General features: G+C 62.8%; 20 protein-coding genes. 10 read left to right on the plus strand and 10 right to left on the minus strand.

The window, feature by feature from the left end; genetic code table 11:
- Nucleotides 1-6: 6 nt before the first annotated feature.
- The 3 genes from ugpE to ugpB all read right to left on the minus strand — a co-directional run bounded on the left by ugpE (nucleotide 7) and on the right by ugpB (nucleotide 3,140).
- Nucleotides 7-855, minus strand: coding sequence for a sn-glycerol-3-phosphate ABC transporter permease UgpE (ugpE, locus tag NKJ28_RS03140; RefSeq protein WP_023677937.1), 849 nt, complete (start codon nucleotides 853-855; stop codon nucleotides 7-9).
- Between the two features lie 8 nt (nucleotides 856-863).
- Nucleotides 864-1,748 (minus strand): sn-glycerol-3-phosphate ABC transporter permease UgpA, encoded by an 885-nt coding sequence (gene ugpA / locus NKJ28_RS03145; RefSeq protein ID WP_023677936.1) that lies wholly within the window; start codon nucleotides 1,746-1,748, stop codon nucleotides 864-866.
- Between the two features lie 81 nt (nucleotides 1,749-1,829).
- The gene (gene ugpB, locus NKJ28_RS03150; RefSeq protein WP_352634016.1) at nucleotides 1,830-3,140 is read right to left on the minus strand and encodes a sn-glycerol-3-phosphate ABC transporter substrate-binding protein UgpB; all 1,311 of its coding nucleotides are present in this window, start codon (nucleotides 3,138-3,140) and stop codon (nucleotides 1,830-1,832) included.
- Nucleotides 3,141-3,436: 296 nt separating this feature from the next.
- On the opposite strand from ugpB, the gene NKJ28_RS03155 reads away from it, so the two are divergent.
- Nucleotides 3,437-5,869: a bifunctional diguanylate cyclase/phosphodiesterase gene (locus NKJ28_RS03155; protein WP_352634018.1), complete on the plus strand. Its 2,433-nt coding sequence runs from the start codon at nucleotides 3,437-3,439 to the stop codon at nucleotides 5,867-5,869.
- Nucleotides 5,870-5,871: 2 nt separating this feature from the next.
- On the opposite strand, the gene tlpA is transcribed toward NKJ28_RS03155, so the two are convergent.
- Nucleotides 5,872-6,555 (minus strand): thiol:disulfide interchange protein TlpA, encoded by a 684-nt coding sequence (gene tlpA / locus NKJ28_RS03160; protein WP_352634020.1) that lies wholly within the window; start codon nucleotides 6,553-6,555, stop codon nucleotides 5,872-5,874.
- Between the two features lie 35 nt (nucleotides 6,556-6,590).
- Between tlpA and argH the strand changes: the two genes are divergently transcribed.
- The 3 genes from argH to lysA all read left to right on the plus strand — a co-directional run bounded on the left by argH (nucleotide 6,591) and on the right by lysA (nucleotide 9,553).
- On the plus strand, nucleotides 6,591-7,991 hold the full coding sequence (gene argH, locus NKJ28_RS03165; protein ID WP_352634022.1) for an argininosuccinate lyase: 1,401 nt from the start codon (nucleotides 6,591-6,593) through the stop codon (nucleotides 7,989-7,991).
- A gap of 71 nt (nucleotides 7,992-8,062) precedes the next feature.
- Nucleotides 8,063-8,269 carry a hypothetical protein gene (locus NKJ28_RS03170; RefSeq protein WP_023677931.1) on the plus strand — a complete coding sequence of 69 codons (207 nt, stop codon included), beginning with the start codon at nucleotides 8,063-8,065 and terminating at the stop codon, nucleotides 8,267-8,269.
- A 15-nt stretch (nucleotides 8,270-8,284) separates the two neighbouring features.
- Nucleotides 8,285-9,553, plus strand: coding sequence for a diaminopimelate decarboxylase (gene lysA, locus NKJ28_RS03175; RefSeq protein ID WP_352634024.1), 1,269 nt, complete (start codon nucleotides 8,285-8,287; stop codon nucleotides 9,551-9,553).
- A gap of 92 nt (nucleotides 9,554-9,645) precedes the next feature.
- Here lysA and NKJ28_RS03180 read toward each other — a convergent pair whose 3' ends face one another.
- The gene (locus NKJ28_RS03180) at nucleotides 9,646-9,948 is read right to left on the minus strand and encodes an ArsR/SmtB family transcription factor (RefSeq protein WP_352634027.1); all 303 of its coding nucleotides are present in this window, start codon (nucleotides 9,946-9,948) and stop codon (nucleotides 9,646-9,648) included.
- Between the two features lie 63 nt (nucleotides 9,949-10,011).
- Here NKJ28_RS03180 and NKJ28_RS03185 point away from each other — a divergent pair, with 63 nt between their 5' ends.
- Both NKJ28_RS03185 and NKJ28_RS03190 read left to right on the plus strand, forming a co-directional pair.
- Nucleotides 10,012-10,953 carry a threonine/serine dehydratase gene (locus NKJ28_RS03185; RefSeq protein ID WP_352618926.1) on the plus strand — a complete coding sequence of 314 codons (942 nt, stop codon included), beginning with the start codon at nucleotides 10,012-10,014 and terminating at the stop codon, nucleotides 10,951-10,953.
- Nucleotides 10,954-11,165: 212 nt separating this feature from the next.
- Nucleotides 11,166-13,781 (plus strand): TIGR02302 family protein, encoded by a 2,616-nt coding sequence (locus NKJ28_RS03190; protein WP_352634029.1) that lies wholly within the window; start codon nucleotides 11,166-11,168, stop codon nucleotides 13,779-13,781.
- Nucleotides 13,782-13,854: 73 nt separating this feature from the next.
- On the opposite strand, the gene NKJ28_RS03195 is transcribed toward NKJ28_RS03190, so the two are convergent.
- Nucleotides 13,855-14,712, minus strand: coding sequence for a LysR substrate-binding domain-containing protein (locus tag NKJ28_RS03195; RefSeq protein WP_023677927.1), 858 nt, complete (start codon nucleotides 14,710-14,712; stop codon nucleotides 13,855-13,857).
- Nucleotides 14,713-14,935: 223 nt separating this feature from the next.
- Between NKJ28_RS03195 and NKJ28_RS03200 the strand changes: the two genes are divergently transcribed.
- Nucleotides 14,936-15,886 (plus strand): DMT family transporter, encoded by a 951-nt coding sequence (locus tag NKJ28_RS03200; protein WP_352634032.1) that lies wholly within the window; start codon nucleotides 14,936-14,938, stop codon nucleotides 15,884-15,886.
- A gap of 19 nt (nucleotides 15,887-15,905) precedes the next feature.
- Here the strand turns inward: NKJ28_RS03200 and NKJ28_RS03205 are convergent, their stop codons facing one another.
- The 3 genes from NKJ28_RS03205 to NKJ28_RS03215 form a co-directional block, all read right to left on the minus strand.
- Nucleotides 15,906-16,277, minus strand: a complete 372-nt coding sequence (locus NKJ28_RS03205; RefSeq protein WP_023677925.1) for a response regulator — start codon at nucleotides 16,275-16,277, stop codon at nucleotides 15,906-15,908.
- A gap of 179 nt (nucleotides 16,278-16,456) precedes the next feature.
- A complete protein-coding gene (hpt, locus tag NKJ28_RS03210) occupies nucleotides 16,457-16,999 on the minus strand; it encodes a hypoxanthine phosphoribosyltransferase (protein ID WP_254816654.1) in 543 nt (180 codons plus the stop codon).
- 185 nt (nucleotides 17,000-17,184) lie between these two features.
- Nucleotides 17,185-17,475, minus strand: a complete 291-nt coding sequence (locus NKJ28_RS03215; RefSeq protein ID WP_352634034.1) for a hypothetical protein — start codon at nucleotides 17,473-17,475, stop codon at nucleotides 17,185-17,187.
- A 236-nt stretch (nucleotides 17,476-17,711) separates the two neighbouring features.
- On the opposite strand from NKJ28_RS03215, the gene ftsE reads away from it, so the two are divergent.
- From ftsE to NKJ28_RS03230, 3 genes are all read left to right on the plus strand, one after another.
- A complete protein-coding gene (gene ftsE / locus NKJ28_RS03220; protein WP_023677923.1) occupies nucleotides 17,712-18,371 on the plus strand; it encodes a cell division ATP-binding protein FtsE in 660 nt (219 codons plus the stop codon).
- Complete coding sequence (locus tag NKJ28_RS03225) at nucleotides 18,364-19,347, plus strand: cell division protein FtsX (protein WP_352577220.1); 984 nt, start codon at nucleotides 18,364-18,366, stop codon at nucleotides 19,345-19,347. Before ftsE ends, NKJ28_RS03225 begins: the two co-directional genes overlap by 8 nt.
- A gap of 88 nt (nucleotides 19,348-19,435) precedes the next feature.
- Nucleotides 19,436-20,200, plus strand: coding sequence for a YdcF family protein (locus NKJ28_RS03230; protein ID WP_352577222.1), 765 nt, complete (start codon nucleotides 19,436-19,438; stop codon nucleotides 20,198-20,200).
- Nucleotides 20,201-20,229: 29 nt separating this feature from the next.
- Here NKJ28_RS03230 and NKJ28_RS03235 read toward each other — a convergent pair whose 3' ends face one another.
- Nucleotides 20,230-20,850 carry a pyridoxamine 5'-phosphate oxidase family protein gene (locus NKJ28_RS03235; protein WP_352634036.1) on the minus strand — a complete coding sequence of 207 codons (621 nt, stop codon included), beginning with the start codon at nucleotides 20,848-20,850 and terminating at the stop codon, nucleotides 20,230-20,232.
- Nucleotides 20,851-20,896 lie beyond the last annotated feature (46 nt).

The raw sequence follows: 20,896 nt of genomic DNA on the forward strand, positions 1-20,896 counted from the left end.
GGCTTCTCACTTTTCGGATTCGACCAGACCGCGCACGAACCAGCGTTGCATCAGCACGACCACCAGGATCGGCGGCACGATGGCCAGCATTGCCGTGACCATCACCAGGTGCCATTGGGTGTCGGCATCGGCGAAGGAAACCATCTTTCTCAGCGCGATGACGATGGTGTTCATGTCGTTGCTGTTGGTGACGAGCAGCGGCCAAAGATACTGCGTCCAGCCATAGATGAAGAGGATCACGAACAGCGCGGCGATGTTTGTCCGCGACAGCGGCACCAGAATATCGAAAAAGAAGCGCCATGGCCCGGCACCGTCGACACGCGCCGCCTCGACCAATTCGCCCGGTATGGTCATGAAGAACTGGCGAAACAGCAGCGTTGCGGTGGCCGAGGCGATCAGCGGGACGATCAGGCCGGCATAGGTGTCGATCATGCCGAGATCGACCATCACCTTGTAGGTCGGCAGGATGCGCACCTCGACTGGAAGCATCAAGGTGATGAAGATCAGCCAGAAGAAGGTCATGCGCAGCGGAAAGCGAAAGAACACAATCGCGTAGGCCGACAGGATCGAGATGAAGATCTTTCCCACCGCAACGCCGAGCGCCATGATCGTGGTGTTGAGGAGCAGCCTGCCGACGCTGACCCCGCCGATACGACCGATGCCGCCGAACAGCGCCTCGCTGTAATTGTTCCATAGCTGGTCGCCGGGCAAGAGCGGCAGGGGCGGCCTGAGGATCGTTTGCAGCGTGTGCGTCGAGGCAACGAAGGTGTAGTAGATCGGAAAAGCCACGATCAATATGCCGAGGATGAGCACGGCATGGGCGATGAAGGTGCGGAGCGGGGACTGGCCGATCATCGCTGCCCTCAGCCGTAATGGACTTTGCGTTCCACATAGCGGAACTGGATCGCTGTGAGCGCAATGACGATGGCCATCAGGATGACCGACTGCGCCGCCGAATCGCCCAGGATCAGATTGACGAAGCCGTCATTGTAGACCTTGTAGACCAGCGTCTCGGTCGTCTTGCCCGGCCCGCCGCCGGTGACGGCATGAACGATGCCGAACGTGTCGAACAGGGCATAGACGGTGTTGACGACCAGCAGGAAAAAGGTTGTCGGCGCAAGCAGCGGGAAGACGATGGTCCAGAAGCGCTTGGTTTCGCCGGCGCCGTCCATGGCCGCCGCTTCGATCAGCGTTTTCGGCACCGCCTGCAGGCCGGCGACGAAGAACAGGAAGTTGTAGCTGATCTGCTTCCAGGCAGCAGCCGACACCAGCAGGATCATGGCGTGGGTGCCGTTGAGCAGCGGGTCCCATACGATGCCGAGGCTTCTCAGCAAATAGGCCAACGAGCCGATCGAGGGATTGAACAGGAAAAGCCAAAGCATGCCGGCAATCGCCGGCGCCACGGCGTAAGGCCATATCAACAGTGTGCGGTAGAGGCCTTTGCCGCGCACGGCCTTCTCGGCCATGACCGCGAGCAGCAGGGCCACAACCATGGCAACGATCGCGGTCGCAAGAGAGAACACTACGGTGACCTTGATCGAGTTGAGGTAGGCCGGATCGGCCAGCACCTTCCGGAAATTGGCAAACCAGACGAACCTGCTCTTCAGCCCGAACGGGTCTTGCCTGAGCATCGACTGGTAAAGCGCCTGACCGGCCGGCCAGTAGAAGAAAACCAGGGTGATGGCGAGTTGTGGCGCCACCAGCAGGTAGGGCAGGATCTTGTTGGGAAAGACGACGCGTGGAGACAGGCTGATTTCCCTCGCTATCCAGGTGTCGCCCACGCGAGCCCGCGTGGGCGATATTCCAACCGACTAACCGAGATAATCCCGTCAGTTCTCCAGCGCTTCCTTGATCGCCGCGTTGCCGCGCGCAACCGCATTGTCGAGCGCCTGCTGAGCGGTTTGCTGGCCAGCCAGCATCTTCTCCAACTCCTCATTCTGGATATCACGCACCTGCGGCAGATTCGGCAGGCGCACGCCCTTCGAGTTGTCGGTCGGCGCCTTGCCTGTCATCTGCAGGATGGGTGTCTCGCGGCCGGGGTTTTTGTCATAGAAGCCTGATTTCTTAGTCGCCTCGTATGCCGCAAGCGTCACTGGCAAATATCCCGACTTCTGGTGCAGATATTCCTGCACATCGGTCTTGGACAGATAGGCAAAGAAAGCCGCGACGCCCTTGTATTCCTCGTCCGACTTGTTGCCGAACACCCACAGGCTGGCACCACCCGGCGTCGTGTTCTGTGGTGCGCCCTTGGCGTCGGTATCATAGGGAAGCTGGCCGATGCCATAGTTCATGCCGGACTTGACGATATCGCCGAGGCCGCCCGACGATTCGGTGAAGATGCCGCATTCGCCGGCGAGGAATATCTGCTTGGCTTCGGAGGTGCGTCCGCCATATTTGAACGTGCCGTCCTTGGCCAGGTCAGCTAGCGCCTGGAAGTGGTTGACGAAAATCGGCGCATTGATCTTGAGTTCGACATCACCTCCAGCCAGGCCATTCTGCTGGGTGGCCCAAGGCACGTCATTCCACGCCGCGAAATTCTCCAGGTGGATCCAGGTCAGCCAGGTCGAGGTATAGCCGCAAGGGGCGGCGCCGCTCGTCTTGATCTTCTTGGCAGCTTCCCACACCTCGTTCCACGTCTTGGGCGGATTGTTCACGTCGAGGCCTGCCTTCTGGAAGATGTCCTTGTTGTAGTAGAGGATCGGCGAGGAAGAGTTGTAGGGGAACGATAGCATGGTGCCGTCCGGCTTCGAATAATAGCCGACGATGCCGGGCAGATACTGGCTCTTGTCGAAAGTCATCCCGGCGCCGGTCATCACATCGGCCACCGGCTTTATCGCACCCTCGGCCGCCATCATCACGCCGGTGCCGACGTCGAACACCTGGAGGATATCGGGCGCTTGCCCGGCACGAAAGGCAGCGATGCCGGCATTCAGCGTCTCCGGATAGGTGCCCTTGAACACCGGAACGAGCTCATAGTCGCTCTGGCTGGCGTTGAAATCCTTGGAGATCTTGGCGACGACCTCGGCGTTGGCGCCGGTCATGGCGTGCCACCAGCTGATCTGCGTGACGGCGAAGGCGGAGGTGGTGGAAAGCAGGGTCACGGTGGCGGCGATACCGGCCGCAAAGCCGAAGAACTTCATGTTTCATCTCCCGTTTGTCATTGGCGAAAGGGGCACTTCCGCAAAGCCAATATGTGGCGCTGATGACAATCGGACAACGGTTTTATTGCGGATCAATGAACATCATTCCTTCCTAAAGTGCACTCGCTACCGAAACCGGGCGCCAGAAATCACATCACCGTCTTTTCGGCGCAGCGGCGTCGGGTTTCCCCCGAAAAGACCCGCCTCGTGGCCCGCGGGTTAACCATTCGTTAAAATCTCCAAGAGCTAATCAGTCACACCTCCCCTGTTAGTTTTGGCAGACCGAGTGAACCAGGATGCTGAGGGTCTATAATTGTATTGTAAGTCAGCACGATCCGAGACTGGTTGCGCTTGCCGCACTCGTCTGTGGAATTTCTTGCTTCTCAGCGGTTAATCTCCTTAAGCATGTCGGCCGATCGACCGAGCGAAACCGGCTTGTCTGGCTGATGATCGCCGCAGCCTCGACCGGGTTCGGCATATGGGCGACGCATTTCATCGCCATGACCGCGTTTACGCCGCGAATACCGAACGCATACAATCCGGGATTATCCGCCTTTTCGCTTGCCGCCGCCGTTATCATGACCGCGCTTGGGATGTGGGTCGCCACCTTGCGCCGCGGCATCGACCATTTCCTCGTCGGTGGCGCCATTCTGGGCGGCGCCATCGCGACGATGCACTACATCGGCATGGCAGCTTTCGAGGTCGAAGGCCGGGTCGTATGGAACCTGCTCCTTGTCGCGATATCGCTTCTGGCCGGCGTGACCCTCGCGGCACTGGCGCTCCTTGTCGTCTTGCGCCGTCCGTCAGCGCTCGCGACTTTCGGCGGCGCCGCGCTTTTGACGCTGGCGATTTGCAGCTTGCATTTCATCGCGATGGCTGCGGTGTCGATCATTCCGGATTCCTCGATTGAAATATCCGAACATTCCATCGAGCCCATTTCCCAGGCCTTTGCCGCAGCGGTCGCCAGCCTGATAATCCTTGTACTATCGGGTGCCGCGCTGTGGATCGACCTGCGCTTTCGCCGCCAGAAGCTCGAGGCCGATCGCATGCACGATCTCGCCAATGCGGCGGTGGAAGGTCTGATCGTTTGCGATGGCACCCGCATTGTCAGCGCCAATGACAGTATGGCGAAGCTGACCGGAACAGCGACAGCCACCCTGAACACGATGCAATTCGGCGAGCTTTTCGACGGACAGAGCGCAGCCGATATGTCCGGCTTCGGCGAACAGGCGCAGGAAGCGAAGTTAAGGGGCAGCGACGGGGCGAGAATTCCTGTCGAGCTGATCGCCAGGAAAATCACCTACTGCGGCAGGCCTCATACGGTGCTTGCCGTTCGCGACATCCGTGAGCGCAAGAAGGCAGAACAAGAGATCCTCCGCCTCGCGCATTTCGATCCGCTTACCGGGCTTGCCAATCGGCGGAGCTTTTCTTCCCGGCTGGAAGCAGAATTCGCCTCGATGGATCGTGGCGGCAAGGATGGACATCTGGCGCTCCTGCTGCTTGACCTTGACCGGTTCAAGCAAGTCAACGACCTCTATGGCCACGGGGCCGGCGATGCTATGCTGCAGAAGCTGGCGCACTGCATTTCCGGCATCCCGCGCCACGGACAGATGCTCGCGCGTCTCGGCGGCGATGAATTTGCCATCATAGCTCCGAACCTCCCCGACCCCCTGGCCGCAGGCCGGATAGCCGAGGACTTGCTGGCGGCGATCCGGGAGGAAAACAGGGTTTCGGTCGGCTCCGGCCTCGTCTCGGCCAGCATCGGCATCGCCTTCTTTCCGCTGGATGCCGAAGACCAGGCCGGCCTGATCAGCCATGCCGACACGGCACTCCATCGCGCCAAAACCGAAGGCAGGGACACTTATCGGTTTTTCGAGACAGCCATGGGCACCGCGGCCCGCGACAAGCGCGTGATGGAGCATGAATTGCGCCAGGCGATCGCCCGCAAGGAGTTCCACCTCGTCTATCAGCCGCAGAAGGAGATCCGCGGCGGCAGGATGATCGGCTTCGAAGCCCTGGTCCGTTGGCAGCACCCTGAGCGGGGTGACATTTCTCCGGCCGTTTTCATCCCCGTGGCCGAGGACAGTGGCGCTATCGCGCAGATCGGCGACTGGGTGCTGACGACGGCTTGTAACGATGCTGTTCGCTGGACAAACCCGCTGATGGTCGCCGTCAACGTCTCCGCCGTGCAACTTCACAATCCGAACTTCAGCCGCAAGGTGCACGACGCATTGACGAGATCCGGCCTGGCCCCCGGCAGGCTCGAACTGGAGATCACCGAAACGGCCCTGGTGAAGGACATGCCGCGCGCGCTGGCAACCTTGAGGCAGGTCAAGGCGCTTGGCGTGCATGTGGCGATGGACGATTTTGGCACCGGCTATTCTTCGCTGTCCAACCTCAGCGCCTTTCCCTTCGACAAGATCAAGATCGACGGGTCGTTCATCAAATCGGTCGACAAGAACGCCCAGTTCGCGGCGATCGTTCGCGCCGTGCTGGGGCTTGGACGCGGTCTCGGCCTACCGGTTCTGGCAGAAGGCATCGAGACGCCGGGTGAATTGCAGTTCCTGGACGCCGAGGCTTGCGAGATCGGGCAAGGCTACTACCTCGGCAAACCGGCTCCGATCGAGACATTCGGGGAACTGACGGGCGTGGCCGCTCCGGCAATCCGCACCGCCAGCCGACGCGGCGCAAGCATTGCCGTGCTCAAGCCGCGCCTGCGCACGGTCTGAGCCTATCCCGGCTGAAGCGCCGCCTCGACCAGACGCTTGGCATCCGGCCCCGACCATTCGGCCGGGCCATTCATATGGGCGATCAGGCAGCCTTGCCCATCGATCAGCATGGTGACCGGCAGACCGAGCGCTAGGCCGCGCGTCTTGACGTCGTTGAACAGCGCCATCGTGGCATCGCGATAGTAGCCGAGCGACTTGACGCCGGTGTCCTCCAGGAACTTCTTCGGTTTGGCATCGTCGCCGGCATCGACGTTGACGGCAACAACCTGAAACGCATCGCTGCCCATCTCCTTCTGCAGCGCATCGAGCGCCGGCATTTCGGCGCGGCAAGGTGCGCACCATGTCGCCCACAGATTGAGCAGCACCGTCTTGCCGGCATGATCGGCGATCGTCGTCGGCTTGCCGTCGGGGCCGTTGAAGGCAAGGCTTTTCAGCGATTGCGGCGGATCCGCCGGCAAAAGCGCGGCAACCTGGCCGGTGGCAGCGGCGGCGATCTTCTTGGCACGGTCGGTCTTGGCGGCGCAGGCGACGTCGTCCTTGCCGCCGCCGGCGGCCACTTGCGCGGGCGCCTTGTTGCCAGAACTGCTTTCCCTGACATATACCGCGAACGCGCCGGCCAGCACGCCCGCAACCAAAGCGGCGAGGATGAGACGCAAAGCCGGGAAAAATCTATTGCCGTCTGCCATTTTTGAAAAACTGCTCCGGAGCACGGGTTATAGCGATGAACGACAAGAAGGCCAGCAACCAGATGTGGGGCGGACGTTTTGCCTCGGGTCCGGCCGCAATCATGGAAGCGATCAACGCGTCGATCTCGTTCGACCGCAAACTCTATGCGCAGGATATTCGCGGCTCGATCGCCCATAGCCAGATGCTGGCGCAAACGGGCATTATTTCGGCGGCCGATCAAGAAAAAATCGCTCACGGGCTGAACACGATCCTCGCAGAGATCGAGGCCGGCACATTCGAGTTCTCGACCAGGCTGGAAGACATCCACATGAATGTCGAGGCCCGTCTGGCCGATTTGATCGGCCCCGCCGCCGGCCGCCTGCATACCGCCCGCTCGCGCAATGACCAGGTGGCGGTCGACCTCAGGCTGTGGGTCAAGGACGAGTGCTTTCGCGTCGCCGAGGCGCTGAAGGGCCTGATCACGGCGTTCCTGGATCGGGCCGAGGAGCATGCGGCAACGGTGATGCCGGGCTTCACCCACATGCAGGCGGCGCAGCCGGTGACCTTCGGCCACCACTGCATGGCTTATATCGAGATGTTTGCACGCGACCTGTCTCGCGTCCGCGATGCGATTGAGCGGATGGATGAAAGCCCGCTCGGCGCCGCCGCCCTTGCCGGCACCAGCTTTTCCATCGACCGGCACCAGACGGCGAAGGCGCTTGGCTTCCGCGAGCCGATGCGCAATTCGCTCGACAGTGTTTCGGACCGCGATTTCGCGCTCGAGTTCCTGGGCTTGGCGGCGATCTGCGCGACGCATCTGTCGCGGCTGGCCGAAGAGATCATCATCTGGTCGACGCCGCAATTCGGCTTCGTCAGGCTATCGGATAGTTTCTCGACGGGTTCGTCGATCATGCCGCAGAAGAAGAACCCGGACGCTGCCGAACTGGTGCGCGGCAAGACCGGCCGCGTCACCGGCCATCTCGTCGGCCTGCTGACGGTAATGAAAGGCATGCCGCTGACCTATGGCAAGGACATGCAGGAAGACAAGGAATCCGTCTTCGACGCGGCCGAGACGCTCGACCTGATGCTGGCGGCAATGACCGGCATGGTGCGCGACATGACGGTGAACACTGCCGCGATGAAAAAGGCGGCCGGCGCCGGCTATTCGACTGCGACCGACCTCGCCGACTGGCTAGTGCGCACGCTTGGGCTGCCGTTCCGCGAGGCGCACCATATTACTGGCCGGGCGGTGGCGCTGGCCGACGACAGGAAGATCGGGCTCGACAGGCTTTCGCTGGAGGATCTGCAGTCCATTCACCCCGGTATCAGCGCCGACGTGTTTTCGGTTCTTGCCGTGCAGAATTCTGTAAAGAGCCGCACGAGCTTCGGCGGCACCGCGCCGTCCGAGGTGCGCAAGCAGATCCGCTACTGGAAAAAGCGGCTCGCCAAGGCGTAAGACGCGGGGTGCAATGGCCGCAAAACTCGGCTAGAAGCGGCTGCGGGCAACAGTTTCGGACGGATGGCACGATGACCGGAAGCAGGATTTTGGTGACGCTGACGCTGCTGGCGGCAATGGCCACCGTTGCGGCCTGCGGCAGGAAGGCTGCGCTCGACACGCCGTACGCGGCAGCCGTGCAGGCCCGCAAGGACGCCGAGAAGGCCAAGCAACCTTTGCCGCCGGAGCCGGAAAAACCTGTCGAGGACAAGAAATTCATCCTCGACCCGCTGCTCTGATTTCGGACCAATCTCGTGAACCATTTCGACTACCGCGACGGCGCGCTGCATGCCGAGGACGTGGCGATATCAGACATCGCCGCCAGCGTCGGCACGCCGTTCTACTGTTATTCGACGGCGACGCTGACCAGGCATTTTCGCGTCTTCACCGAGGCCTTTGCCGGGCTCGATGCTCTCGTCTGCTATGCCATGAAGGCGAATTCCAACCAGGCCGTGCTGAGGGTGCTGGCAAGGCTCGGCGCCGGCGCCGACGTGGTCTCGGAGGGCGAATTGCGCCGCGCTTTGACGGCCGGCATCCCGGCAAGCAAGATCCTGTTTTCGGGCGTCGGCAAGACCGCTCGCGAAATGGATTTTGCGCTCTCGGCCGGCATTCTCTGTTTCAACGTCGAATCCGAACCGGAGCTGGAGCTGCTGTCGGCCCGCGCCACCGCGCTGGGCAAGATCGCGCCGATCTCGCTGCGCATCAATCCGGATGTCGACGCCAGGACGCACAAGAAGATTTCGACTGGGAAGGCCGAGAACAAGTTCGGCATTCCGTGGCAGCATGCGCGGAAGGTCTATGCGCGCGCGGCTGAGCTGCCGGGCATCAAGGTCACCGGCATAGACACCCATATCGGCAGCCAGATCACCGAATTGCAGCCCTTCGACGACGCCTTTGCGCTGCTGGTGGAGCTGGTCGGCGCCTTGCGCTCCGACGGTCATGCCATCGAGCACATCGATGTCGGCGGCGGCCTTGGCATTCCCTACCGCGTCGACAACAACCCGCCGCCTTTGCCCGATGCCTATGCCCAGATCGTCAGGAAGCATGTTGCCAAACTTGGGCTGAAGGTAATGTTCGAGCCAGGCCGGCTGATCGTCGGCAATGCCGGCATCCTGGTCTCGCAGGTGATCTTCGTGAAGGAGGGCGACGCCAAGAACTTCCTCGTCGTCGACGCCGCGATGAACGATCTGATCCGGCCGACGCTTTACGACGCTTTCCACGACATCAAGCCGGTGGCGCAGCAGCCGGCCGCAGCACCACGCATGAAGGTCGACGTCGTCGGCCCGGTTTGCGAGACCGGCGACTATCTCGGGCTCGACCGTGACCTGCCCCGGCTGAAATCCGGCGACCTGATCGCTGTCTCCACCGCCGGCGCCTATGGCGCCGTTCAGGCCGGCACCTACAATACCAGGCTGCTGGTACCGGAAGTGCTGGTCGACGGCGACCGCTTCCACGTTGTGCGCCCGCGCCAGACCTATGACCAGCTGATCGGACTGGACTCGGTGCCGGACTGGTTGGAGTAGACCATGATCCCGAACCGAAGGTCCGCGTCAGCGAAAAGTGGAAACCGGTTTTCGGAACCGATCATGGTCAAACAAAAATAGATACCTGAGCGCTACAGCCGGTGCTGAATGAGCGCCCTGGTTTCGGCGATCCTGTCTTCGTTCCGGCGATAGAATGTCCACTGCTTGATGCGCTTGCTACGCAAAAGCCCTGTCTGGGTGAGCACGCGCATGTGTTCGCTGAGCGTCGCCTGGGTGATCCCCAGCTTTTCCGCGATCAGCAGCGCGCAGACGCCGTCCTCGACCAGATCGCCGTCCGCCTGCGGCGGAAAATGCGCGCGCGGGTCCTTCAGCCAATCGAGGATCTGCAGCCTGCGCTGGTTGGCAATTGCTTTGAAGACATCGAGCTCTTGCATTTAGGCACTTTGCCAAGTTACTAAGTAATGTCAACTCTGAATGTCAACTCTGGGAGTGAAATCATGCTGCACGGCCACACGATCACACGCGAGCGCATTGCGGCGATAGAACCCCGCATCCGGCCCTTCGTGCGCCACACGCCGGTGCTGCGCGTCGACATGGCCGATTTCGGCCGCCCGCCTCTGCCTGTCGACCTGAAGCTTGAGTGCTTGCAGCATTCCGGCTCGTTCAAGGCACGTGGTGCGTTCACCAATCTCCTCGAACGGCCGGTTCCTGCGGCCGGCGTCGTCGCCGCGTCGGGCGGCAATCACGGCGCCGCGGTCGCCTATGCCGCCATGCGACTCGGCCACAAGGCGACCATCTTTGTTCCCGAAGTGAGCCCGCAGGCCAAGCTGGACCGCATCCGCGGCTACGGCGCCGAGCTGATCGTCGGCGGCGCCCGTTATGCCGAGGCGCTGGCCGCCAGCGAGAGCTTCGCCGAAAAATCCGGCGCGCTGCAGATCCACGCCTTCAACCAGGAGGAGACGCTGGTCGGGCAAGGCACGCTCGGCCTCGAGATCGAGGCCGACCTGCCGAAGCTCGACACCCTGCTGGTCGCCGTCGGCGGCGGCGGGCTGATCGGCGGCATCGCTGCCTGGTTTTCCGGCCGCATCAGGATAATCGCGGTCGAGCCGGAGGGTGCGCCGACGCTTCATCGCGCCTTCGAGGCGGGCCGACCCGTCGACGCGCCGGCTGAGGGCATCGCCGCCGATTCGCTCGCGCCAAAGCGTGTCGGCGAAATGATGTTTCCTATCGCCGAGGCATTCGTCGAGCGCTCGATCCTGGTCGGCGACGACGACATTATCGCCGCCCAGGCGGCGCTGTGGGACCGCGTGCGAATCATCTCCGAGCCGGGCGGTGCGGCCGCCTTCGCGGCGCTCCTGTCCGGCCGCTACGCACCGGCTGCAGGCGAGCGCGTTGCCGTACTGGTCTGCGGCGCAAACGCCAATCCGGCGAAATTCTGACAATATCCGGGGCATTATTGTTCACGTTTTGGGGAACCGCCTCGCCTTCGCCGTGTTTGTTGGTATCCTTAGGGCGATGTACATCCGCTTGGACGCACGAAGTACGCGCTAAGATTTTAGGTCTTCGCATCGTGCTTCCCGAAAATCGACTTTTCGGGCCCATGCGATAGACTCGTGAGGCCTGGGCTATCCCGCCCGGCCAGGAAGGGCCGATGACACAACGACCCATTTTCACCAGCGATCGCAGTCTGGCCAGGCGCCTTGCCTTGAGCCGGCTGGGGACGCAGGTCTCGATAATCGTCGAACGCGGCTGGCCATTGCTGCTGCCACTGATCATCGTCGCCAGCCTGTTCCTCAGCATTTCGTGGCTCGGCCTGTTCCCATTTTTGCCCGATCTGGCGCGGATCGGTCTTATCACGGCATTCGGCGTCGCAGCGCTTGCCGCACTCTATCCACTGCGTTTCTTCCGCACGCCATCCAGTGCCGAGGTCGACCGCCGCATCGAGGCGGCCAACCGATTGCTGCACAGCCCGGTGCAGGTCCAGACCGATCGCCCGAGCGGCAAGGAAAGCATTTTTTCGCAAGCCCTGTGGCGCGAGCATCAGCGGCGCATGGCGGACCGGCTGGGCGAGCTTGGCGGCGACGTGCCGCGCACACGCGTGCCGGAACGCGACCCGTGGGCGCTGCGCGCCGTTGCCGCGCTTTTGTTGGTCACTGCCTTTGCCTTCTCCTTCGGGCCATCGGGCGGCAGGCTGAGCGACGGTTTTGTTGCCCGTGCCGCCCGCGACGTCGTGCCGCCGCGCATTGATGCCTGGGTGACGCCGCCGGCCTATACCGGCAGGCCGCCGGTATTCCTGAACGCCCCGGTCCTGGCCAACAACGCCACTCAAGCGCTGCCGACCTTCACGGTTCCGGAGGGCAGCGATGTGTCGCTGCGCGTCACCGGCGGTTCGGGCGAGGAAACGCTGAGCTACGCCGACACCGGCGGCAACACCCGCGCCATCGATCCGACAGGGCCGCAAGCCGCCAAGACTGAGGCAAGTCCGGCAACGCCTTCCACCGTGCGCCAGTTCAGCGGCAAGTTAACGGCCGACGGCACGCTGACGCTGCAGTCCAGCGACGGCGAGCTCGGCCGCTGGGCCTTCGCCATAATTCCCGACAAGCCGCCGCAGATCCGCTTTGTCGGCGAGCCGAAGCGCGCCGTCAACGGCGCCTTCGAACTCAACTACCAGATCGACGACGACTATGGCGCGGCCTCCGCCAATGCGGTTTTCGCATTGGCCGATCCGCAAGTGCCCAACGCGCATCCGCTCTATGGCCCGCCGGAAATGCCGCTGACGTTGCCGCGCCGCGGCGGCAAGGCCAATGCCGCTAAGACGACGAAGGATCTGACCGACCATGTCTGGGCAGGTGGCAACGTCAAGCTGTCGCTTGTCGCCACCGACGGTGCCGGACACACGGCGACCAGCGAAACCAAGACGCTGGTGATGCCGGAGCGGCCATTCTCCAATCCGTTGGCGCGGGCTGTGGTCGAGCAGCGCCGCATACTGGCGCTCGACGCCTATGCCAAGGACCGCGTGCTCGACCTGATGGATGCAATCACGCTCAGGCCGGAAGACACGTTCGACAACATGGCGCACTACCTCGCCATCATGAGCGCCCGCACCCGGCTGAAGATGGCCGACAGCGACGACCAGTTGCGCGACGAGGTCGCTTACCTCTGGGAGATCGCGCTCGGCATCGAGGAAGGCAATCTGTCGGCGGCCGAGAAGCGGCTGCGCCAGGCGCAGCAGGCGCTGCAGGATGCGATCAAGAACGGCGCCAGCGACCAAGAGATCGAGAAGGCGATGAAGGAACTGCGCGAGGCGATGAACCAGTTCCTGCAGGAATTCGCGGCGCGGGCGCAGCAGAATCCGAATGCGCCACAGATGCAGCAGAACGGTCAGGAACTGCGCCAGAGCGACATCGACCGCATGATGGACCAGATCGAGAACCTGGCGAAATCCGGCAATCGCGACCAGGCGCAGCAATTGCTGTCCGAGTTGCAGGACATGATGAACAATCTGCAGGCAGGCCGCCAGCAGCAAGGCGGCCAGCAAGACAGCGAGATGCGCCAGCAGATGGACAAGCTGGGCGAGATCATGCGGCGCCAGCAGGAGATGATGAACGACACTTTCCGTATGGACCAGATGCAGCGCGGCCAGCAACAGCGCGGGCAGAACCGCGACGAGCAGCTCGGCGAGAACGGTGAGCCAGGCCCGATGGGCGAAGAGGGCAAACCCGGCCCGGGTGACGACCGCGATCCGCTCGGCCGGCCGAAGCCGATGACGCCGCAGGAATTTGCTGATGCGCTGAAGCAATTGCAGGAAGGCCAGGGCAAGCTGCAGGGCGAGCTCGATCAATTGAGGAAGAGCCTCGAAGGCATGGGCCTCGACCCCAATGAGGGGTTTGGCGAGGCCGGCAAATCCATGGGCAATGCCGAACAGGCGCTCGGCGAGGGCGAAGGCGATCAGGCCGTCGGTCACCAGGGCCGCGCATTGGAAGCCTTGCGCAGGGGCGCCAAGGACATGATGAAGCAACTGCAGGCGATGCAAGGCGATCAAGGCGGCAACGGGCAGGGCGGACGCCAGCAGAATGCCGACCGTGACCCGCTCGGGCGGCCCCGCACCAGCGAGGGTCCCGATGACGGAAGTTCGGTGAGAGTGCCCGACGAGATCGATGTGCAGCGTGCCCGCCAGATCCTCGAAGCGATCCGCAAGCGGCTCGGCAACGCACTCAGCCCCGATATCGAGCGCAGCTATCTGGAGCGGTTGCTGGAGCTGAAGTAAGGCTGCCCCCCAATATTCGGAAGATCGCCGTGCGGTCCGTGGAGGCCGCCACCGCCGGACTGAGCGGCACGTTTTAACGGTTGGTGAACGCCTCTCGGATCGCCTCTTCCATGCCGTCGATGGCCTCGCCGGAAGCGTTCGGATTGCGCCGCAGCACCACGTTCGAGGAATCGATGTCGCCGAACCCGTCGGCGGCCGTAAGCTCGCGGCAGCCGGCCGGGATGTTGCTGCGCGAGATCGGCGCAATCGCCAACCCGGAGGTGACGGCGAGCCGCAGGCCGCCATTGGTATCGCTGGTGTAGGCGACACGATAGGCGAGACCGCGCTGTTCCAGCGACTTTATGGCGAAATCCTTGCACCAACCGGCACGGTTGTAGAGCGCGATCGGCACCGGCCGCTCCTCATGCATGTGATGCAGCTCCGACGTCACCCATACGGTCGGGTCATGCATCAGCACCTCACCGCCTGACAGATCCTGCCATTCGAACACCACCGCCAGATCGAGCTCGCCGGCGGCGAGCGCCGCGATCTGCGCACCGGAATGCGCGTAGCGGACGGTGATGTCGACCTGCGGATGGCGCTTGGCAAAGGCGCCGAGTGCCCGCGACAGGATCGCGTGACCATATTCCTCCGGGATACCGATGCGCACCGGCCCGCCAAGCGGCGCCGCGACCATCGATGCCGCCGTCTCGTCGAGCAGTGAAACGATGCGCCTGGCGTTGGCGATGAGTTCGCCGCCGCGCTGCGTCAACGCTACACCGCGCGACCCGCGCTCGAACAGGCTGTCGCCGATCATGCCTTCGAGCCTCTTCATCTGCATCGAGACCGCCGACTGGGTGCGGCCGGCCCGCTCCGCCGCTTTGGTGAAATTGCCGGTGTCGGCGACCGCCACGAAGGTGCGCAACAGGTCGCTGTCGAGATTGGGTCGCATGTGCCCGCCATAAGAAAATCTGATTGCTGGCATCATTCCAATTCGTTTGCAACATGTCAAACGGCGGACGATAGTCGCCTTACCCATTGGATATGCGGCCGCGAAATCGGCTGCGGACCAATCAAAAGTCCTCACTCGTACCCGCTGCCCGAAACGGTGGCGGGTTCTTTTTACCCGGATGCAGGTCTGCTTTCGGCCGCGCACGCGGGAGACAGGAGCGCCTATGCAGAATCGGCTTGTGCTCGGCATCCTCAGCCTCTGTCTCGGCGTGCTGGTCTTTTCGCTGCAGGACCCGCTGGTCAAGGCGGTGTCGAGCCACTATCCGGTCACCGAGGTGATGGCGATCCGCTCGATCGTCGCCCTGCCGATCCTGGTTTTCCTTGTCCACGCCGATGTCGGATTGCAGGCGATCCTGTCGAAGCGGTTCGGCATGCTGACGATGCGCGCCTTCATCCAGTTCACCTCCTATACGGCCTACTACCTGGCAATCGCCGCCCTGCCGCTGGCTGACGCGGTGGCGCTCTATTTCATGGCGCCGCTGTTCATCATGGCGTTGGCCGGACCCTATCTCGGCGAACGCGTGTCCTGGCAGGCGCTCGCCACCGTCCTGGTCGGCATGCTCGGCGTGCTGGTGATGGTGCGCCCGGGCGCCGGCTTGTTCGACTGGGCAGCGCTGCTGTCGCTAGGTTCGGCTCTGCTCTACGGTTTCTCGCAGCTCATGGCACGCAAGATCGGCGACACCGAATCCTCGACTGTCATGGCTTTCTATCAGAACGGCGCTTATCTGGTCGGCGCCGCATTTGTGGCGGCATTGTTTTGGCTGGCAGGCATTGACAACGCCGTGCATCCGAGTCTCGAATTCCTCGTCCGGCCATGGGTCTGGCCGGCGACGCCGGATCTCCTCAAGATGGGGGCATGCGGCTTCGTTGCCTCGGCCGGCATGATCCTGTTGTCGCAGGCCTACCGGCTGGCGCCCGCCAACAGCGTCGCCACCTTCGAATACACCGGTATCATCTGGTCGCCGCTATGGGGTTTTGTGTTCTTTGCCGAAGTGCCGCGACCAGCGACGGCGGCAGGCGCAGCCCTCATCATCGGCGCCGGCCTGTTTGCGCTCAATGCCAGCCGGCGCCGGAGCGGCGCGCCAGCCATTACGGCGACCTGCGACCCCGCCTGAAGGCGGTCGGCCTTGGGCTTTAGGCGAAGCAGGCGAGCGCCTGTTCGACGCGGGCGCGGATTTCAGCCAGCGTGAACGGCTTTTGCACGACGTCGAGAATAATGCCGTCCAATTCCTCGGCGCGCTCGCGCTGGTCGGCATAGCCGGTCATCAGCATGATCTTCATCGCCGGGAACAGCGCCGCTGCCGCCTTGGCCATCTCGATGCCGTCTATTTCCGGCATGCGGATGTCGGACAGCACAAGGTCATAGCTCCCTTGCGCCGCCCGGATCAGAGAAAGGCCATGTGCGCCGTCGGCGGCAACAGTGACATTATGCCCGGCGCGTTCGAGCGCGCGAGCGGCGAGAGTGCGGACGGATTCATCGTCCTCGACGATCAGGAGCTTTGCCATGGGCAGGATATTTGGCGGGGAAAAGTTGATGTTTCCTGAAGGCGCCAAGGGTCGATGAGGCCTTTTCAGAATTCGCTCCGGCGAGTCAGATGGCGTGGTTTTCGAGAACCGGAGCGGAGCGGACGTTCGAGTCGGAGAGCACCGGCAGGTGGCCGCCGGAGTAGAATTATCAAAAGGCCTCAAGCGTCGCCCTTGACGATGCCGACGAAGGGCAATTCCCGAAACGCGTGGGCGACGTCCATGCCATAACCGACGACGAAATAATCGGGGCAGTCAAAGCCGACATAGTCGGCGTTGAGCGTGGTCTGGCGGCGCATGCGCTTGTCGAGCAGCACGGCGATGGCACAGCTCCTCGCGCCGCGCGACAGCATGAGGTCGCGGGTGAAACTCAGCGTCTTGCCGGATTCCAGAATGTCATCGATCAAAAGCACATCGCGGCCGGCGACCTCGTTGTCGATGTCGCGCAGCACCCTCACCTCACCGCTGGTCGTGCCGGCGCCATAGCTGGAGATGAAGATGAACTCGACCTCCGGCGACAGGCCGACATCGTGCATGGCACGGATAAGATCGGCGGCGAAGATGAACGATCCCTTCAGCACCGAGATTACCAGAAGGTCGTGGTAGTCGTGCCCGGCGATCTCCTTGGCAAGTTCCAGGTTCCGCCGCGCGATGGCGGACGCCGAAAACAGGACTTCGATGTCCTTGCCGCGCACAACTGGCATTGGCTGCCCTTCCAGAAATGATCGCCCTGTAGGCGAAGCCGACCGAAACGGTCTTCAATCTGTTTCTAGGCATGTCGAGCCGGCTGGCAAGGCCAAATCTTTCGCAGGACGCCCGCGAACGGTCGGGTGTCCGCAGCGCGTCGCGGATCGTTTATCTGGTGACCTGTTGATTTTCTGGCGCCGCTCTAACGAACCAGCGCATGGCCGCCCGAAATCCAAAAGGCGGCAAAGGCGGCACCGACGCCGACAATCCAGAAGATCGGCCCACCATGCACCCACAACGGCCGTTCGACGGCGGTTTCGGGCTTGCGCAACATGTCCATGCCTTCGATCGAAGGCATGGAAATCATGCGCGCAGGCGGCTGCGCAAAGTCTGGACGTGTAAAATGGCGGGGCAGCACCTCATAGTCGGCATCGATGACCTCGGCGGTCACGTCGCGCATGATGCGTTCCGGCTCGGCGGCCGGATCGGTCATGATTTCGCCGGAAACCGGGCGCGCGGTTCGATCCTCAGCCATCATGGCCCAACACTACCGCACCTGTTCGCTGTTCGTTTCTTTTGGGTAAACGGAAATGGTTAACGCTTCCCCACCGGAACCCCTGTGACTCGCTCGAAAAGCCCCCAAATTAACCGTCGGTTAACCATGCCGGCCGATGGTCTTTCCACAGAAAGGGCTGGCATCTTGCCGCCGAGAATTTCAGGTCGTCGAAAGTGATCCGCTTCGAAAATGTCGGCCTCCGGTATGGCATGGGTCCGGAGATTCTCCGCGACATCTCCTTGCACATTCCGGAGCGCTCCTTTCAGTTCCTGAGCGGACCTTCAGGCGCCGGCAAGACGACGTTGCTGCGGCTTTTGTTCATGTCGCTGAAGCCGACGCGCGGCCTGATCACCATTTTCGGCAAGGACCGCTCGCGCATCTCGCGTACCGAATTGCCGCATCTGAGACGACGCATCGGCGTGGTGTTCCAGGATTTTCGCCTGCTCGACCATATGACCACCTACGAGAACGTGGCATTGCCGCTGCGCGTGCGCGGCCGCGAGGAGGCGACCTATCGCACCGACGTCACCGAGCTGCTGAAATGGGTCGGCCTCGGCGAGCGCATGCATGTGCTGCCGCCGGTGCTGTCTGGCGGCGAGAAGCAGCGCGCCGCCATCGCCCGGGCGTTGATCGAGCAGCCCGAGATCCTGCTCGCCGACGAGCCGACCGGCAATGTCGACCCGCCGCTGGCACGACGCTTGCTGCGGTTGTTCATCGAGCTCAACCGGCTGGGCACCGCCGTGGTGATCGCCACACACGACCTCGGCCTGATGGAACAGGTCGACGCACGGCGAATGATCCTGGCCGGCGGAAGGCTGGACATCTATGACTGAGCTCTCCGTCGAACATTTCGAGGGTCACGACGCCGCGGCGGCAAAGCCCCGCGTCCAGCGCAAAATGGCGCCGATCGTGCCGGCGCAGAACATCGCCGGCCGGGCGCTGGTGCTGGTCATCGCCATCATGACGTTTCTGTCCTGCCTGACGTTTGGCGCCGTCACGCTGGTGCGTGACACCGCCTCCGTCTGGGAGAACCAGATCTCGCGCGAGGCGACCATCCAGATCAAGCCGGTCGACGGCCTCGACATGGAGGCCGCACTTGCGCTGGCCTCGCAGATCGCCGGCGAATTCCCTGGGGTGAAAAGCGCCAGGATCGTCGACCGCGAAGCAACGGCCCGGCTGCTCGAGCCTTGGCTGGGCTCGGGCCTGAACATCGATGAGCTGCCGGTGCCGCGCTTGATCATCATCACCATCGATGAGAACAACCCGCCCGATTTCGCCGCACTGCGTGCGGCAATCACGCCGAAGCTGCCGAGTGCCTCGCTCGACGATCATCGCACCTGGGTCGACCGGCTGGTTGCCATGGCCCGCACCACGGTAACGATCGGTATTGCAGTGCTGGCGCTGATGCTGTCGGCGACGGTGCTGACCGTTGTGTTCGCAACGCGCGGCGCCATGGCCGGCAATGGTCACATCATCGAGGTGCTGCATTTTGTCGGCGCCGAGGCGCGCTTCATCGCGCGCGAATTCCGCCGGCATTTTCTGGTCACCGGCATGAAGGGCGCCGCGGCAGGCGGCGCCGCGGCGATCCTGGTCTTCATCGTCTTCTCCTGGTGGTCGTCACGCAACATGGCAACGCCGCAGGCCGACCAGGCGACCGCCCTGTTCGGCAATTTCGCCATCGGCTCGGCGGGTTATCTCGGGGTCGCTGTCATGGTGCTGGTGATCGGCGCGCTGACGGCGGCAACCTCCCATTTCACCGTGGTTACCTATCTCAGCGACATCGACATTCGCCAGCCGGACGCCGGCTAAAGGAAAGATCGATCACGGATGAAAACGCATCGTCACGAAAATTGCATTTTTTTCCTACCAAAGGCCGTATTTCGGGATTAACCATTTCATGATGGACGTTCGGGACTCGACCGATACCGCTGGATGCATGCCAGTGCTGGTTGCGCGCCCGCCTGTATTCGCCGAGCCTGATGAATTTGCCAAGCCGGATCAGTTCGCCAAACATGGGCGGCTGCTGGCAGCCCGCTCCTTGCGCATCTCGGCTCTCCTTCTGCTCGCCTTTATGGCGCTGTTTGTCGCCGGCTTCGGCTGGTTCGCCAATACCGTCAGCCGCCTGACTACGCCCGCCGATCCGGCAAGGGCCGACGCTATCATCGTGCTGACCGGCGGCCAGTCGCGCCTCGACGCTGCGATGGGCCTGCTTGCGTTAGGCAAGGGCGAGCGGCTGCTGATCAGCGGCGTCCATCCCTCCGCCAGCCGCCGCCAGCTTCAGGCCGCGACCGGCGGCGACAAGAGGCTGTTTTCCTGCTGCGTCGACATCGACCGCGCCGCGCTCGACACGATCGGCAATGCCGAGGAAAGTGCCAAATGGGTCGAGGACCATGCCTACGGCACGGTCATTCTCGTCACCAACAATTATCATATGCCGCGTAGCTTGCTGGAAATGGGCCGGCTGCTGCACGGCGCCAGGCTCGAGCCCTATCCGGTGGTCAACACCAACCTCGAGAATGGCGGCTGGCTGACCAAGCCAGAAGCGCTGCGCGTGCTGTTCACCGAATACAACAAATACCTGCTGGCGCTGGCGCGCGGCATCATGCCGGTGAAGCAATCGCCCAACGGCGTCACGCTGGCCGACGCCGCGGGCGGAAACTGAACGGCACCGGCACTTTTATTCCCTAGCTCTTATTCCCTGGCTGCTGCATCTGATCGCAAGCGTGCGATCTCCTGTTCGAGCCGTTCGATGCGCTTGTCGCGTTCGCCCAGCGCCGCCGCCACGTCGGCCGCTTCGAAACGCTGCGGGATGTGCTGCGAGCAATTTGAATCCCAAGCCGAAACCGTAAACAGGATGACCTGCTCGGGTCGCGCCTTATAGTCTTGCGGCATCAGCTTTGCCGTCAGCTCGGCATCGCCCTCGACGACGCGCGCCCTGCCCCAGATCTTGATGCGCTGCCGGTGCGCATAATCGATCAGGAATAGGAAAGCCTGTGGGTTGTCGCTGAGGTTGCCCTGGGTGATGAACTGCCTGTTGCCGGAAAAATCGGCAAAGCCGATCGTCCGTTCGTCGAGCACCGTGAGGAAACCGGCAGGCCCGCCGCGATGCTGGATGTAAGGCTGCCCGTCCGCATTGGCGGTCGACAGAAAGACGCTGGTCTGCGCCTCGATGAAGGCGGCGAGATCGGACGTGATTGCCGCCTGCCAGCCGCCACGCTCCTCGACACGGGCATAGGCCTGGCGCGAGCCCTTGCGCGCCTGAATCGCCTTCACCGTCGGAGTGAAAGCAACATCGCTGGTGTGAGCGTTCATGGAAGCCTCCTCAAGCGCCAAGCTGCGCTGCATTGCTAGTCAGGAA

It is taken from the genome of Mesorhizobium sp. M0145 (genome assembly GCF_040322355.1).
Lineage (GTDB): Bacteria > Pseudomonadota > Alphaproteobacteria > Rhizobiales > Rhizobiaceae > Mesorhizobium.

What these genes read in the sequence shown, in the direction of transcription:
- ugpE (WP_023677937.1), bottom strand. Translation starts at nt 855, where the DNA reads ATGATCGGCCAGTCCCCGCTCCGCACCTTCATCGCCCATGCCGTGCTC.
- ugpB (WP_352634016.1), bottom strand. Translation starts at nt 3,140, where the DNA reads ATGAAGTTCTTCGGCTTTGCGGCCGGTATCGCCGCCACCGTGACCCTG.
- NKJ28_RS03155 (WP_352634018.1), top strand. Translation starts at nt 3,437, where the DNA reads ATGCTGAGGGTCTATAATTGTATTGTAAGTCAGCACGATCCGAGACTG.
- tlpA (WP_352634020.1), bottom strand. Translation starts at nt 6,555, where the DNA reads ATGGCAGACGGCAATAGATTTTTCCCGGCTTTGCGTCTCATCCTCGCC.
- argH (WP_352634022.1), top strand. Translation starts at nt 6,591, where the DNA reads ATGAACGACAAGAAGGCCAGCAACCAGATGTGGGGCGGACGTTTTGCC.
- NKJ28_RS03170 (WP_023677931.1), top strand. Translation starts at nt 8,063, where the DNA reads ATGACCGGAAGCAGGATTTTGGTGACGCTGACGCTGCTGGCGGCAATG.
- NKJ28_RS03180 (WP_352634027.1), bottom strand. Translation starts at nt 9,948, where the DNA reads ATGCAAGAGCTCGATGTCTTCAAAGCAATTGCCAACCAGCGCAGGCTG.
- NKJ28_RS03185 (WP_352618926.1), top strand. Translation starts at nt 10,012, where the DNA reads ATGCTGCACGGCCACACGATCACACGCGAGCGCATTGCGGCGATAGAA.
- NKJ28_RS03190 (WP_352634029.1), top strand. Translation starts at nt 11,166, where the DNA reads ATGACACAACGACCCATTTTCACCAGCGATCGCAGTCTGGCCAGGCGC.
- NKJ28_RS03195 (WP_023677927.1), bottom strand. Translation starts at nt 14,712, where the DNA reads ATGCGACCCAATCTCGACAGCGACCTGTTGCGCACCTTCGTGGCGGTC.
- NKJ28_RS03200 (WP_352634032.1), top strand. Translation starts at nt 14,936, where the DNA reads ATGCAGAATCGGCTTGTGCTCGGCATCCTCAGCCTCTGTCTCGGCGTG.
- NKJ28_RS03205 (WP_023677925.1), bottom strand. Translation starts at nt 16,277, where the DNA reads ATGGCAAAGCTCCTGATCGTCGAGGACGATGAATCCGTCCGCACTCTC.
- hpt (WP_254816654.1), bottom strand. Translation starts at nt 16,999, where the DNA reads ATGCCAGTTGTGCGCGGCAAGGACATCGAAGTCCTGTTTTCGGCGTCC.
- NKJ28_RS03215 (WP_352634034.1), bottom strand. Translation starts at nt 17,475, where the DNA reads ATGACCGATCCGGCCGCCGAGCCGGAACGCATCATGCGCGACGTGACC.
- NKJ28_RS03225 (WP_352577220.1), top strand. Translation starts at nt 18,364, where the DNA reads ATGACTGAGCTCTCCGTCGAACATTTCGAGGGTCACGACGCCGCGGCG.
- NKJ28_RS03230 (WP_352577222.1), top strand. Translation starts at nt 19,436, where the DNA reads ATGATGGACGTTCGGGACTCGACCGATACCGCTGGATGCATGCCAGTG.
- NKJ28_RS03235 (WP_352634036.1), bottom strand. Translation starts at nt 20,850, where the DNA reads ATGAACGCTCACACCAGCGATGTTGCTTTCACTCCGACGGTGAAGGCG.